This window comes from Burkholderia pyrrocinia, from assembly GCF_018417535.1.
In the GTDB taxonomy this organism is placed as follows: domain Bacteria; phylum Pseudomonadota; class Gammaproteobacteria; order Burkholderiales; family Burkholderiaceae; genus Burkholderia; species Burkholderia pyrrocinia_E.
This window is the reverse complement of the sequence record NZ_CP070978.1, coordinates 1078086-1092227: the sequence shown is the minus strand read 5'-3', so window position 1 is coordinate 1092227 and position 14142 is coordinate 1078086. Positions and strand designations below refer to the sequence as shown.

Genomic DNA, 14142 nt, shown 5'->3' with positions numbered 1-14142 from the left:
CTTGATCGGGAAAAGCACTGAAAGTTTGCGAATTATTTCCCGGCTATAGTGGAACACTGGCGGTGGACGCGGCGCCTTTTGCCGATGCCGACCAGGTAATGACTGTAGACGGGTGCTGCATGAAAAATAAAATCGAAAAGTCCGCCGGACCGATCTGGGGTGTCGTTGCAGGGTTGCTTCTTGCTGTCGCAGGACTGAGTCTCGGCATCTTCCCGACGTCCTTGCACAGCTCGGGAATCGCAAACGACTTCATGGCGTCCGGCGCGGCGATGCTGGGCATCTTCCTTGTCGTCTATTCCATGCACGAGTTGCGAAGAAAGCGCGCGCACTGAGCGTTCGCGCGGCGCTGACCCATGCAAGGCGACTCGAGCCGGCGACGGCTCGGGTGTGCGCTCGTCCCCGATGTGCACGAGCCGCACGGGATTTCGTGTGGGCTACAACTTGCGGATTTCGTGGTTATGGACGAGTTCGACGATTCGCTTCGTCGGGATGCTCGCGCGCAATTCGTCGACGCCGTCGATGGGAAACCACCGGCATTGCTCGATCTCGTTGTTCGCTTGCGGCGTCTGGTCCGGGCCGACTTCCGCGAAGAACACGTGATGTGCCTTCGCGAGCCCGGTGAATTGCATCGAGTACGCGAGATTCTGGCCGGTCAGGCCGGTTTCTTCGCTCAACTCGCGATGCGCGGCTTCGAGCGGCGTTTCCCCGCGCTTGATCGTGCCGCCCGGAAGGGCCCAGCGCGACGACGCGCGTGCGACGAGCAACACCCGGCCATCGCGGTGGCAGACGATCGTCGCCCGTTCTTTAATGGGTACTTCAGTCGATTGTGGGGAACTCATGGGCTCAGGGGCATGGACACTGGCGAGATTCTAGCCAGTACTAATCACCGTGCCAAGGCGGCACCGGCCGGAACCGCTCGATCATGCGGAAACGGGTTATGTCCAGGGTGACGTATGCGAGCGCCAGGAACCGTCGGGAATCGATGCAAAACAAACTCGAGCGATCGGCACTGCAATTGCGCCGATAAGGCAAAGCTGCTCGCAGCGTGCGAATTACCCGCGAATCGGCTGGAAATGGAGCGATTACAAGCGGATTCGCCCGGCTATAGGGGCGCATACTTGAGGCCCCAATGACCAGACCGGACGCGGCGATGACTACCTTGAGCATGCAATCGATCGTTTGCGGCAAGACCATTCAGGTAGCTCTGATGACCGATACCGGAACGGCAAGTATTTTCGTGATGAACAATGACGACGGCTCCCATCAGCCGCGGATCATGAAGGTCCGCCAGTACCTCGATGCGGGTATGACGGATGAGGACGTCGTCCGCCATGTGCTGAATATCGTTGTGGCCTCGATCGAGCGGCGTGGCCAGCGATGGGCGCACTGAACTTCTTCCGAGCGGTCGTCTGCACAGGTCCTGCGCTGCCGCGGTTTGCTCGAAAGGGGATTCGGCGAGGATGGCGAGACGCATTCGACGCAGGTGTCATGCCTGCGATCGGATCGGAAGCAATCAGCGATCGCATCCGCCTGTCGAACGAGGTGTGAGTCGCGATGTGGCGATGCGTTGCGGACGATTGTGCCGTGGATATTTGCGATCGAACGCCGGCGCGATCGCGGCCATTGCCGCCGTTACGCATTTGAACGCACGACCGGACTTCCACGAAATTCGCAGGCTCGAGTTTCGGGCCTGAAAGCGTCCTACCCCCTGGGGTGTTTCATCTCCTCGGCTTCCATTGCCGCGTTGCGTTCCTCACTCGCGGAAACAGGTTCCATGGCCTCGTCGATCGAGGCCAATGCATACTCGCAGGCCAGCTTCGTTTCCTCAATGTCAGCATCAGGCTCCTCATCGTCGTTGAGAGGAGGATCGAGCATGTCTTTGAGCATCGTCGCCAGCTCCGGGGTGTCCCATGGTTCGCCCCGTTGTTCTTTCTTCTTAATGTAGTGGCGGATTTCCGCATCCTGTTCGGGTGTCAGTGGAAGGTGCCGAAAGGTGCTGTTTGGGTTGGCATCAGTCATGATGTTGCTCCGAAGTCCGGCATGGTCCCGGGTTGGCTGCTTCCCGGAATGCGTACATGCCAGAAAAACGTTAAGGATGACGGACCGACTCGCGAGTGAGGCCAGGTTGAAGCGACTCACGCGACGGCCGGCGCCGCCGGTACTGCGTTCGCCGAGCCGATGCTGCAGCCTTCAATTCGGCATTCAAGATGTGTTGGGTCCCGAATTGATGCGCAATCGAATTCTCGGCCGCGCGTGGCAGGTTCTTATCCGCGGAAGTTCGGATCCCGGATTCGATCGAGGCGAGCGAAAAGTTCATTGATTTGGTATTCGAGTACCTTATTGCGCTCAAATCGTGTCCGGAGTGTGTCGAGCTTGACTCGCCAATACGCCGGATCGCTCACCGGCGATCGGTTGGTGAAGGCGTCGTGCGTCTGCTCGAGCAGTCCGATCGCTCCCCTAATGTGAGCCAGTTCGCGCTCCACATCGCAGTACCAGCTCATTTTTATTGACTCCCGGTTATGGTTCAATTCTTGGCTTGCTGCGCGGCGAGAACGTTTGGTTTCACTCGAAAGCCGCCGCGCGGGCCAATTTCGAGCGATGTTGTCGTCAGTGCCCCGCAGGCAAAATCTCGACCACGGAGTCGAAGCCGGCGTCGTCATGCGGGCGGTCGTTCTGCGCCGGCACATGGGGGCAAATCAGCGGGCAACATTCGAAGCCACGATAGAGATGCACGCTCATGACGAGCTTCTGAACGTTCGGTTGCGACGAATCGCAGGACGAACGCGTCCGGCCAGTATCGCCAGCGTGTGGCGCGACGGGGTGGGGCGAAAGGCGTATTGCTGCGCGCGAAAGTGAGCGCGATGCAGCAGGAGGCGAGATGGAGGGCGAGCAGTCGAACGGGTCGCGAATGCCCGGATGAGTTCATCATACGCGCGTCGTCCTGCGGGCGCGCATGTTATTTCGGGCGATGCGGATTGCCGCTGGTGCGAGGCTGTCCGGCGCGGTCGGGTTGAACCGGCGTTCGGGCCGACCGGCGCGGTGCCTGACACACCGCGCGGTTGCCACGTATCCCTCCCTTACTTCTTTTCCGGCAGGAACCAGTTCATCACGAGCGCGCAGATGCCGCCCGTTGCAACGCCCGATTCCAGCACGTTCTTCAGCGCGTGCGGCAGGCTGTTCAGAATGTCCGGCACCTGCGACACGCCGAGGCCGAGCGCCAGCGATACCGCGATGATCAGCAGCGCGCGGCGGTCGAGCTGGACGCCCGCGAGAATGTTGATGCCCGATGCGGCCACCGCGCCGAACATCACCATCGCCGCACCGCCGAGCACCGGCTCCGGCACGGCCTGCAGCACGCCGGCGACGACCGGGAACAGGCCGAGCACCACGAGCATCCCCGCGATCCAGATGCCGACATGGCGGCTCGCGACGCCGGTGATCTGGATCACGCCGTTGTTCTGCGCGAACACGGAGCTCGGGAACGTATTGAACACGCCGGCCAGCAGCGAATTCGCGCCGTTGACGAGCACGCCGCCCTTGATTCGTTGCATCCACACCGGCCCTTCGACCGGTTCGTTCGAGATCTTGCTGGTGGCGGTGACGTCGCCGATCGCTTCGAGCGACGTGACGAGGTAGATGATGAGCATCGGCACGAACAGCGACCACGAGAAGCCGATGCCGAAGTGCAGCGGCGTCGGAACCTGGAAAAGCGCGGCCTGGTGCATGCCGGTGAAGTCGAGGCGGCCGAGGAACGCGGCCGCGAGGTAGCCGATCACGAGCGCGATGACGAGCGCGGTGCTGCGCACCCAGACGACCGGCACGCGATTGAGCAGGACGATCGTGCCGAGCACGAGGCCCGACAGCGTCAGGTTCTCCGCGCTCGCGAACGTGCCCTTGGCCATCGCGCCATAACCGCCGCCCATGCTGATGAGGCCGACCTTGATCAGCGTGAGGCCGATCAGCAGCACCACGATGCCGGTGACGAGCGGCGTGATCAGGCGCTTCACGAACGGCAGGATGCGCGACACGCCCATCTCGACGAACGACCCGGCCATCACGACGCCGAAGATCGCGGCCATCACGGTCTCGACCGGCGTGCCCTGCTTGACCATCAGGCTGCCGCCGGCGATCAGCGGGCCGACGAAGTTGAAGCTGGTGCCCTGGACGATCAGCAGGCCGGCGCCCAGCGGGCCGAAGCGCTTGCACTGGACGAAGGTGGCGATGCCGGATATCACCAGCGACATCGACACGATCAGGGTCGTATCGCGGCTGGACACGCCGAGCGCCTGGCAGATCAGCAGGCCGGGCGTGACGATCGGCACGATGATCGCCAGCAGGTGCTGCAGCGCGGCGACGAAAGCGACCATCGGCGCCGGCCGGTCGTTCGGGCCGTAGACGAGGTCGCGGGCCGATTCTGCGGCGTCGGCGCCGCGGGAGGCGGGTTGGGCGGAGGAGGCGGGTTGCATGGCGAGCGGGCCGGACAAGGTGGAAAGTGCGGCATTTTAGCCGAAGGGCCCGCCGGCGCCGCCGCGGCGCGCTGCAATAGCGGGGATTCGACGGATCGTGGAAACGGTGGCGGATCGGCCCCCGGCACCGCCGTGATCGCGGCGGCCGTCGGTCAGCGGGTTTGCCGCGACGCGACCGAGGTTGTCGTTGCGGCCGCGCTGAACCCGGGCAATTCGGGAATCCGCTGCTCCATGAACTGCAGGAACGTGCGGGTCCTGAGCGGCAGATACCGGCGTGACGCATACACGAGGTGCAGCGCATGCGGCGGAACCATGTCCCACTTCGGCAGCAACCGGACGAGCTGCCCGGTGTCGATCAGGTCCTGGACGAGCCATGCCGGCGCGCTGCCCACCGCGTCTCCGGCCAGGAAGCATTCCCGCAGCGCGATCGAGCTGTTCACGCGATACCGGCCGCGCACCGGAACGGCGATCTTCTCGTCGCCCCGCGCAAATTCCAGTTCGCTGCCGATGATGTCGGTGCGCGCGTATCCGACGTACTCGTGCTTCGCCAGGTCTTCCGGCCGGCGGATCCTGGGCGCCTGCGACACATACCGTGGCGCGGCCACCAGCAGGCGCGGCGACGACGCGATGTTTCGCGCGACGACATCCGGCGGCAGCGCGTGGCCGAGGCGAATGGCGACATCGACACCTTCCTCGACCAGATCGATCACGCGATCGGTCAAATGAAGCTCGACGTCGATTTCCGGCCACGCGGCGAGGAATTCGAGCACGAGCGCGTTCAGCCTCAGCTCGCCCAGCCCCAGCGGCGCGTTGACGACCAGCTTGCCGACCGGCCGCAGCGTTTGCCCGCGCACTTCGGCCACCGCGCTTTCGTACTCGTCGAGCACGCGCTTGCAGCGGTCGTAGAACCGCCGGCCTTCGTCGGTCGGCGCGAGGCTCGTCGTCGAGCGTTCGAGCAGGCGCACGCCCAGTTCCTGTTCGAACGCGGCGACGATCTTGCTGATCGTCGGCTGGCCGGTGCCTTCCTCGCGAGCGACCGCCGAAAAATTGCCCAGCTCGATGGCGCGGACAAACACGCGCATGGATCGCAGCGAATCCATCTTATTCCTTTATGGAATGAACCTTATTCAAGTCTCCCACGTTCCGGCGCAACAGAGAATGACCTAACGTTCGCGAACCTTCAATCCCTGATGAGGAGTCGACATGAACGAGGCAACGCAATCTTCGACACTGGACGGCGCGCACGTCGTGATATTCGGCGCGAGTTCCGGAATCGGCCTCGCGGCCGCGGCGGCCGCGAAGGCGAGGGGCGCCACTGTCACGCTGGTCGGCCGGACCCGCGCGAAGCTCGAGGCCGCCGCGCAAGCGATCGGCGGCGCGCGCATCGCGGTGGGCGATATCGCGGACCGGCACGCGGTGCAGGCCGTATTCGACACGATGACGCGCGTCGATCATCTCGTCGTCACGGCCGGCCGGTTCATCGCCGGCAAGCTGGGCGAGACCGATCCCGATCACCTGCTCGCCGCGATACAGGAGCGTATCGCCGGGCCCGTCTACGCGATCCGGGCCGCATTGCCGCTGATGCCCGCGACCGGCTCGATCGTGCTGACCGGCGGGCAGTTGTCGGATCGTCCGTCCGCGCAAGGTACGTCCGTGATTGCCGCCGCCGTGCGTGGCGTCGAAGCGCTGGCGCAGTCGCTCGCGCTTGAGCTGAAGCCGATTCGCGTCAACGTCGTCGCGCCCGGCTTCGTCGAGACGCCGCTGTACGACGCGTTCGGCCCGGAAACGCGCGATGCGATCCTCGCGGGAGCCGCATCGGCGCTGCCGGGCGGTCGCGTCGGTCGTGCCGACGAAGTCGGGGAGGCGATCGCGTTCCTGCTGGGCAACGGCTTCATGAATGCCGAAATCCTGCACATCGACGGCGGCGGCCGGCTGGTCTGAGCCGCGCGCGTTGTGCGGGCCGGCTTCGGGTACTCGCGCGACGTCAGCCGGCCGTGCGTGTTTTCGTGCTGCGCGCCGGTGCGCGTGGCGCGGGGGAATCCGGATACGTGCGTTGGCAGACGCCAATGACCGAGTCGCGCAGGCGGCGATGAACGGGGGCGCCGTGCATTCGCGGGTGCCGCAGCGCAGAGACGAGGATCGCGGGCAGGCGGACCGGAATCTCGAAGCCGCGCAGCCCGAGGGCCTCCGCGAGCCCCGGCGAGAATGCGTTACCGAGCCTCGTCGACGTGCCGATCGCGAAACGGGTGAGCCCGGGCTGGAATACCTCGACTATCCGGGGCGGACGGTGCCGTGGTAGTCGCCGGCGTATCGGCGGGCGGAGGGGGCGGCCGGTTATGAACCGACTCGCCGTGAAAGTGTTGCGAGATTCGATATGTTCTCGCCGTTCGGTCGCGGCACTGCGAAGGCATCGCCGATTCAATACAATGCGACGACGAGTCGGTGACACGGTGGCGCGCCGTCGCGTTCTTGAATCCATCCGGGTCGCAGCGCATTGCGCGCGTCCCCGTCGTGACGGGCACTTGTCGAACACGGAGCACCGCATGAACGAACCTTACCTGCAGGTCATCGCGCATTACTTCGCGAAGCCGGGCAACGGCGACCGCGTGATCGAATTGCTCGCGGAACTCGCGCCCGCGACGCGCGCCGAGCCGAAGAATCTCGACTACGCGTATTTCCGGTCGCCGGCGGACCCCGACCACATCGTGATCCTCGAGCGTTACCGCGACGCGGACGGCCTCGACGCGCATCGGGAAACGCCGCATTTCCAGCGGATCGGTGTCGGGGCGATCATTCCGTTGCTCGATCGCCGCGACGTGTCGCGCTACATGGTGCAGCCGGACACCGGCACGGCGACGCCACCGGGAGGCACCCGATGAACCCGTTTCAATTCCGTACCGTTCCGACGCAGATCGTCGAGTTCGGCGCCGCGCGCCGGCTCGGCGCATTGTTGCGCGAACGCTTTCCGGCGCTCGTGCGGCTGTGCGTCGTCACCGACGCGTTCCTGCATCGCAGCGGCGTACTCGCGCCCGCGCTGGAGAGCCTGGCCGCGCACGGCTGGCAGGTGACCGTGATCGACGACGTGATCGCCGATCCGCCCGAGCACGTGGTGCTCGAAGCGACCGAGCGGGCCGTCGCGGCCGATGCCGAGATCGTGCTCGGCCTGGGCGGCGGTTCGTCGATGGACGTCGCGAAGCTGATCGCGGTGCTCGCGCCGGGGCAGCAGGCGCTGGCCGACATGTACGGCATCGACAAGGTCGCGAGCGCGCGGTTGCCGCTCGTGCAGATGCCGACGACGGCCGGCACGGGCTCCGAGGTGACGGCCGTGTCGATCGTCACGGTCGGCGAGGCGCGCAAGATGGGCGTCGTGTCGCCGCACCTGTTCGCCGATGTCGCGATCCTCGACGCCGAGTTGACGCTCGGCCTGCCGCGCGCGGCGACGGCCGCGACGGGCATCGACGCGATGGTGCATGCGATCGAAGCCTATACGTCCGCGCGGCTGAAGAATCCGGTGTCCGACATGCTGGCCGTGCACGCGCTGACGCTGCTGTCGCGCAACCTGCTCGCGGCGTGCGACGACGGTCGGAACCGCCACGCGCGCGAGGCGATGCTGGTCGGCGCGATGTTCGCGGGGCAGGCGTTCGCGAACGCGCCGGTCGCGGCCGTGCATGCGCTGGCCTATCCGGTCGGCGGGATCTTCCACGTGCCGCACGGATTGTCGAATGCGCTCGTGCTGCCGCACGTGCTGCGCTTCAACGCGCCGGCTGCCGCGCCGCTGTATGCGGAACTCGCGGCGATCGTCGCGCCGTCGGCAACGGGCAGCGACGAAGCGAGGACGCAGGCGCTGATCGTGGAGATCGACCGACTGATCGTCGCGACGGGTATCCCGCGCACGCTGCGTGAAGTCGGCATCGGCGAGGGCGACCTGCCGAGGATGGCGTCGGACGCGATGCTGCAGACGCGCCTGCTCGTGAACAATCCGCGCGAGGTGACCGAGGCCGACGCGCTGGCGATCTATCGGCAGGCGTGGTGACGCGACGGGTGTGAACGGTCGGCCGACCAGGGCGTGATGCCGCGGCCGGCCGGGCGCCGTTATTTCAGGTCGCGATCCTTGCAGGTCGGCTCGAGTTCGCCGTCGAAGTACTGGTACAGGTGCACGAGCAACTTGTTGGCGCCGACCTTGCGCCCGAGGTAATGCGTGCCTTCCACCGACGTGCAGGTCGAGAACGCGAGTTGCAAGCCGCCGTCGAGCACGGCTTCCGGGTGTGCGCCCTGGCGCACGAAGCGCGCCGTGCCGACGACGCCGAAGCCGCGCGTGTCCGCCGGCACCGACTTCGGCAGCGACAGCGCATACGCGGCGATCGTGCGGTCGTCGTGCAGGCTGTCGAGAATCTGGTTGGCGGGCTTGCCGGCCGGGCCGGTGACTGTCGCGCAGCAGCGCGCGACGCCCTTGTCGTCGTCGGGCAGCACCTGCAGCGACGTGCCTGCCGCGAGATGCGTATTCGGCGTGTAGTAGACGCCGTCGGCGACCACGCCGACCTGCTGCGCGTGCGCGGCGAGGGAGACGGAGACGGCGAGTGCCGGGGCGATCAGGAGCGGACGAAGCGGTCGGATGGGCATGATGGCGGCGATGATACACGTCGAGCGCAAGCGCCGTGCACCGACGCGATCAGGCCAGCGACGCGTCGGCGCCGGTCGCCACCACGTATGCCGATGCCTGCTTCGTGCCGTCCGGCTTCGTCTGCAGGTAGACGCCCTGGATTTCCGGTTCGAAGCCCGGCAGTGCGTTGATCCCGGCTTCGAGCGCGCGGAAGTAGTCGAGCGCCGGGCCGCCCCAGGCTTCGCCGGGCACCACGCAGAAGATGCCGGGCGGATAGGGCAGCGCGCCTTCGGTCGCGATCCGGCCTTCGATGCGATCGAGCGTGACGAGCTCGACGTTGTTGCGGATCAGCTCGGCATTCGCGGCCTGCGGCAGCATCGCCTGCTTCGGGAACTGCGCGCGGCGGAACATCTGCTTCTGCAGATGCTTCATGTCGTGGCTGCGGTAGAAGTCGTGCATGCGCTGGCACAACTGCCGCAGGCGCATGTTGTCGTACAGCTCCGGATACGCTTCGCACAGCGACGGGATCGCTTCGCGCAGCGGCGTGTCCTGGTCGAGATGGCGTTCGAACTGCGCGAGGTGCGCGACCAGATGCTGCAGCTTGCCGAAGCTTTCCGACGGCGTGAGCAGGAACAGGATCGTGTACAGGTCGGCCTTCTCGGGCACGACGCCGTGCTCGCGCAGGTAGCGCGCGAGGATCGGCGCCGGCGCGCCGAACGGCGCGTACTCGTGCGTGTCGCGATCGATGCCGGGCGTCGTCAGCAGCAGCTTGCACGGATCGACGAAGTACTGGTCGTCCGCATAGCCTTCGAAACCGTGCCACGTATCGGCCGGATGGAAGCGGAAGAAGCGCAGGTCGTCGACGATCTGCTCGGTCGGGTAGTCGGCCCACGGGCGGCCGTCGACATGCTGCGGGACGAACGGGCGAATCTGGCGGCAAGTCTTCAGCAGCAGCTTGCGCGCTTCGACGCCGTGCGCGACGCAGTCGCGCCACAGGCGTTTGCCGGCCGGCCCGGCATGCATCTGCGCGTTGACGTCGAGCGCCGCGAACATCGGGTAGAACGGGCTGGTCGACGCATGGATCATGTACGCGTTGTTGAAGCGCCGGTGATCGCAGAAGCGCTTCTGGCCTTCGATGTGGCTGTCCTTCTTGTGGATCTGCGACGTCTGCGAGAAGCCGGCCTGCTGCTTGTGTACCGACTGCGTGACGAGGATGCCGGGATCGTCGGGGCCGAGCGTCAGCATCAGCGGCGAGCAGTCCTGCATCATCGGGATGAACTGCTCGTAACCGACCCATGCCGAATCGAACAGGATGTAGTCGCACAGATGCCCGATCCGGTCGACGATCTCGCGCGCGTTGTAGATCGTGCCGTCGTAGGTGCCGAGCTGGATCACCGCGAGCCGGAACGGACGCGGCTGATCGGCGCGCTCGGGTGCGACGTCGCGGATCGCGTCGCGAATGCGCGCTTCGTCGAGCGCCGCGCTGTCGACGCCGCCGATGAGGCCCCACGCGTTGCGCGCGGTCTCGAGGTAGACCGGCCGCGCGCCGGACAGCACGAGCGCGCCGAGGTGCACCGATTTATGGTTGTTGCGGTCGAACAGCACGAGATCGTCGGGCGCGAGCAGCGCGCTCGTGACGACCTTGTTCGACGTCGACGTGCCGTTCAGCACGAACCAGGTCTTGTCCGCGTTGTAGATCCGCGCGGCGTTGCGCTGCGCTTCCAGCGCGGGGCCTTCGTGGATCAGCAGGTCGCCGAGCCGGACGTCCGCGTTGCAGAGGTCGGAGCGAAAGAGCGTTTCGCCGAAGAAGTCGAAGAACATCCGGCCGAGCGGATGACTCGAGAAGAACTGGCCGCCCTGGTGGCCGGGGCAGTCGAACTCGACGTAGCCGCGCTGCACGTACTCGCGCATGACCTTGAAGAACGGCGGCAGCAGGTTTTCGCTGTAGATATCGGCGGCGGCTGAAAGCTGCCGGCCGTAGTAGTGGCGGCCGCCGTGCCCGAGCTGGATCACGCCGCTCGCGCTCGGCAGGACCGACGGCGGCACTTCCTGGTCGGGCTCGACCGCGACGAAGAACGGAATCGCGAAGCCGGTTCTTTCGACGGCTTTCAGAACCTTTTGTGCCGAATCGATTCCGACGACGATTGCCGCGATATTCGTGAAATCGGTCTGAAATACGTCGACCTGTTCGTGCGTGGTGAGGAAGGCGCCAATCAGTGCCGGCTCGACTGCGATTTTCAACAGACTCACGCGAACTCTCCGGTAAATGTGCGGAAACGGGAGTCGCATTCGCGCCGGCGCGTAATCCGATACGCGATGCAGCCGATTGAAACGCTCCCGCGAATGCTGAATGCCGAGTGCGCGCCGCACGAAGCAGGCTTGCGCGGCAAGGCACAGCCGCCGCCGGTCAGTGCGCGGCGCAGCCGATCGTAGCAACAAAATCCAGCGAATTCAATCGGCCGGATACAACAGTTTCATTGTGGAATGAGAATGATCAAATAAACGGGAATTGGCGTGCTGCGATGCACATAAAAATGATCCAATTATGAAATCCGATTTGAAATAGGTCGACGGTTTTGCCGAATCGTCGGCTTTTCATCAAAAGCCGTCTATGGCATAGTCGGCTCCGAATTGGATGGCGAATCAAACCGGAATTGCGAGCGTCTCATGTCGCTGCCCGTGGCCTGCTGTCCGCGTGCTCGTGAGACGTAACAACACCAACGAAGCAACGGAACAGCGAGGGCAACATCATGAATACGTCCGTCGGTGGCATTCGTCGTCTCGGCATGCGTGCGCTGCTGGTCGACGACGAGATCACGCAGGAAACGGCGACCGGGCGTGCGGTCCGCACGCTGAGCGCGGAGCTCGCGCAACGCGACATCGACGTGCTCACCGCGACGTCCGCCGACGATGCGATCATGCTGATCCGTTCCGATCCGTCGATCCAGTGCGTGCTGCTCGACTGGGATCTCGGCGTGGACGGCCACGGGCCGTCCGAGACGGTGGTCGAAGCGATCCGGCATCGCAATGCCAACGTGCCGATCTTCCTGCTGGCCGACCGCAGCGTCGCGTCGTCGGTGCCGTCCGCGGTCATGGGCCAGGTCGACGATTTCGTGTGGCTGCTCGAGGATACGGCCGACTTCATCGGCGGGCGCATCCACGCGGCGATCGAACGCTATCGCTCGACCGTGCTGCCGCCGATGTTCGGCGCGCTCGCGAAGTTCTCGCGTGTTTACGAATACTCGTGGCATACGCCCGGCCATACGGGTGGCACGGGCTTCCTGAAGTCGCCGGTCGGCCGCGCGTTCTTCGAATACTTCGGCGAATCGCTGTTTCGCTCCGACCTGTCGATCTCGGTCGGCGAACTCGGCTCGCTGCTCGACCACTCGGGCCCGATCGGCGAAAGCGAGCGTTACGCGGCGCGCGTGTTCGGCGCGCATCGCACGTATCACGTGACGAACGGCTCGTCGACGTCGAACCGCATCATCCTGATGGCGAGCGTGAGCCGCGACCAGATCGCGCTGTGCGACCGCAACTGCCACAAGTCGGCCGAGCATGCGATGACGATGTCGGGCGCGATCCCGACCTACCTCGTGCCGACGCGTAACCGCTACGGGATCATCGGGCCGATCGCGTCCGAGCGCCTCACGCAGGCGGCGATCCGCGAGGCGATCGCATCGAACCCGCTCGCGGCGGAGCTTGCCGATCGCCAGCCGAAGCACGCCATCGTCACGAACTCGACTTACGACGGCCTCTGCTACAACGTCACGCGCGTCGAAGAACTGCTCGGCGCGAGCGTCGACCGCCTGCACTTCGACGAAGCGTGGTACGGCTATGCGCGCTTCAACCCGATCTACCGCGACCGTCATGCGATGCACGGCGACCCGCGCGACCATCATGCGGACCGGCCCACGGTGTTCGCGACGCAGTCGACGCACAAGCTGCTGACCGCGCTGTCGCAGGCGTCGTACATCCACGTGCGCGACGGCCGCAGCCCGATTCCGCATGGTCAGTTCAACGAGACGTTCATGATGCACGCGTCGACGTCGCCGAACTACGCGATCATCGCGTCGAACGATGTCGCGGCCGCGATGATGGACGGCCCCGGCGGCGCGACGCTGACGCACGAGTCGATCGAGGAGGCCGTCGCGTTCCGGCAGATGATCGCGCGGATGAACAACGAGTTCGGCGCGAAGGGCGACTGGTTCTTCGAATGCTGGCAGCCCGACACCGTGCTCGAGGCGCGCACGGGCCGCACGCTGCCGTTCCACGATGCGCCGCCCGAGCTGCTCGCGAGCGACCCGTCGTGCTGGGTGCTGCGCCCCGGCGCGCAATGGCACGGCTTCGGCAATATCGAGGACGGCTACTGCATGCTCGATCCGATCAAGGTGTCGATCGTCACGCCGGGCGTCGCGCCGGCCGGCGGCCTGATGCCGGTCGGCATTCCGGCGAGCGTCGTCACGGCCTATCTCGATGCGCGCGGGATCGTCGTCGAAAAGACGACCGACTTCACGATCCTGTTCCTGTTCTCGATCGGCATCACGAAGGGCAAGTGGGGCTCGCTCGTCAGCGCGCTGTGCGACTTCAAGCGCGACTACGACGCGAACCTGCCGCTCGACATGGCGATTCCGTCGCTCGCGAAGGAACATGGCGCGCGCTATGCGGGCATGGGGCTGAAGGACCTGGCCGACACGATGTTCGCGGCGATGGAGCAGCTCGGCACGACGCGGCTGATGTCGGAGGCGTTCTCGATCCTGCCGAAGCCGGAGATGAGCCCGGTGCGCGCATACGAGCATCTCGTGCAGGGCCGCGTCGAGCAGGTGACGCTCGACGAGCTGGCCGGGCGCACGGTCGCCACGGGCGTCGTGCCGTATCCGCCGGGTATTCCGCTGCTGATGCCGGGCGAGAACGCGGGGCCGGCAGGCGGCCCGGTGCTCGGCTACCTGTTGGCGCTCGAAGCGTACGACCGGCGCTTTCCGGGCTTCGCGCACGACACGCACGGCGTGGAAGTCGAGGACGGCACGTACCGCGTGTACTGCCTGACGGCCTGAGCGCGCGGCCGGACGAACGGGCGAA

14 protein-coding genes and 1 pseudogene are annotated in these 14142 nt (G+C 65.6%); 6 read left to right on the top strand and 9 right to left on the bottom strand.

Annotated elements, in window-relative coordinates; translation table 11 throughout:
- Positions 1 to 119 precede the first annotated feature (119 nt).
- On the top strand, positions 120 to 332 hold the full coding sequence (locus tag JYG32_RS23010; RefSeq protein ID WP_174378746.1) for a hypothetical protein: 213 nt from the start codon (positions 120 to 122) through the stop codon (positions 330 to 332).
- 102 nt (positions 333 to 434) lie between these two features.
- Here JYG32_RS23010 and JYG32_RS23005 read toward each other — a convergent pair whose 3' ends face one another.
- A complete protein-coding gene (locus JYG32_RS23005) occupies positions 435 to 839 on the bottom strand; it encodes an NUDIX hydrolase (RefSeq protein ID WP_174378745.1) in 405 nt (134 codons plus the stop codon).
- A gap of 311 nt (positions 840 to 1150) precedes the next feature.
- On the opposite strand from JYG32_RS23005, the gene JYG32_RS23000 reads away from it, so the two are divergent.
- Entirely contained in the window at positions 1151 to 1390 is a 240-nt protein-coding gene (locus tag JYG32_RS23000) for a hypothetical protein (protein WP_174378744.1), read from the top strand.
- Between the two features lie 311 nt (positions 1391 to 1701).
- Here JYG32_RS23000 and JYG32_RS22995 read toward each other — a convergent pair whose 3' ends face one another.
- From JYG32_RS22995 to JYG32_RS22980, 5 genes are all read right to left on the bottom strand, one after another.
- A complete protein-coding gene (locus tag JYG32_RS22995; protein WP_096474734.1) occupies positions 1702 to 2019 on the bottom strand; it encodes a hypothetical protein in 318 nt (105 codons plus the stop codon).
- A gap of 245 nt (positions 2020 to 2264) precedes the next feature.
- Positions 2265 to 2501 carry a hypothetical protein gene (locus JYG32_RS22990; protein ID WP_213267451.1) on the bottom strand — a complete coding sequence of 79 codons (237 nt, stop codon included), beginning with the start codon at positions 2499 to 2501 and terminating at the stop codon, positions 2265 to 2267.
- Positions 2502 to 2607: 106 nt separating this feature from the next.
- Positions 2608 to 2739, bottom strand: a complete 132-nt coding sequence (locus JYG32_RS39480; protein ID WP_283842741.1) for a hypothetical protein — start codon at positions 2737 to 2739, stop codon at positions 2608 to 2610.
- Positions 2740 to 3077: 338 nt separating this feature from the next.
- Positions 3078 to 4466 carry a uracil-xanthine permease family protein gene (locus JYG32_RS22985; RefSeq protein WP_213267096.1) on the bottom strand — a complete coding sequence of 463 codons (1389 nt, stop codon included), beginning with the start codon at positions 4464 to 4466 and terminating at the stop codon, positions 3078 to 3080.
- 152 nt (positions 4467 to 4618) lie between these two features.
- A complete protein-coding gene (locus JYG32_RS22980; RefSeq protein WP_174378741.1) occupies positions 4619 to 5566 on the bottom strand; it encodes a LysR family transcriptional regulator in 948 nt (315 codons plus the stop codon).
- Between the two features lie 103 nt (positions 5567 to 5669).
- Between JYG32_RS22980 and JYG32_RS22975 the strand changes: the two genes are divergently transcribed.
- Positions 5670 to 6407, top strand: a complete 738-nt coding sequence (locus JYG32_RS22975) for an SDR family oxidoreductase (RefSeq protein ID WP_174378740.1) — start codon at positions 5670 to 5672, stop codon at positions 6405 to 6407.
- Positions 6408 to 6450: 43 nt separating this feature from the next.
- Here the strand turns inward: JYG32_RS22975 and JYG32_RS39035 are convergent.
- Positions 6451 to 6687, bottom strand: a pseudogene (locus tag JYG32_RS39035) (LysR family transcriptional regulator); the annotation flags it as partial.
- 322 nt (positions 6688 to 7009) lie between these two features.
- Between JYG32_RS39035 and JYG32_RS22970 the strand changes: the two are divergent.
- Positions 7010 to 7345, top strand: a complete 336-nt coding sequence (locus JYG32_RS22970) for a putative quinol monooxygenase (protein WP_213267095.1) — start codon at positions 7010 to 7012, stop codon at positions 7343 to 7345.
- Complete coding sequence (locus JYG32_RS22965) at positions 7342 to 8499, top strand: iron-containing alcohol dehydrogenase (RefSeq protein ID WP_213267094.1); 1158 nt, start codon at positions 7342 to 7344, stop codon at positions 8497 to 8499. The genes JYG32_RS22970 and JYG32_RS22965 overlap by 4 nt, the downstream gene beginning before the upstream one ends.
- A gap of 59 nt (positions 8500 to 8558) precedes the next feature.
- Here JYG32_RS22965 and JYG32_RS22960 read toward each other — a convergent pair whose 3' ends face one another.
- Both JYG32_RS22960 and JYG32_RS22955 read right to left on the bottom strand, forming a co-directional pair.
- Positions 8559 to 9086, bottom strand: a complete 528-nt coding sequence (locus tag JYG32_RS22960; protein WP_213267093.1) for a hypothetical protein — start codon at positions 9084 to 9086, stop codon at positions 8559 to 8561.
- A gap of 49 nt (positions 9087 to 9135) precedes the next feature.
- Positions 9136 to 11316 (bottom strand): ornithine decarboxylase, encoded by a 2181-nt coding sequence (locus tag JYG32_RS22955; RefSeq protein ID WP_213267092.1) that lies wholly within the window; start codon positions 11314 to 11316, stop codon positions 9136 to 9138.
- A 500-nt stretch (positions 11317 to 11816) separates the two neighbouring features.
- On the opposite strand from JYG32_RS22955, the gene JYG32_RS22950 reads away from it, so the two are divergent.
- Positions 11817 to 14117 carry an Orn/Lys/Arg decarboxylase N-terminal domain-containing protein gene (locus JYG32_RS22950; RefSeq protein ID WP_213267091.1) on the top strand — a complete coding sequence of 767 codons (2301 nt, stop codon included), beginning with the start codon at positions 11817 to 11819 and terminating at the stop codon, positions 14115 to 14117.
- Positions 14118 to 14142: the final 25 nt, after the last annotated feature.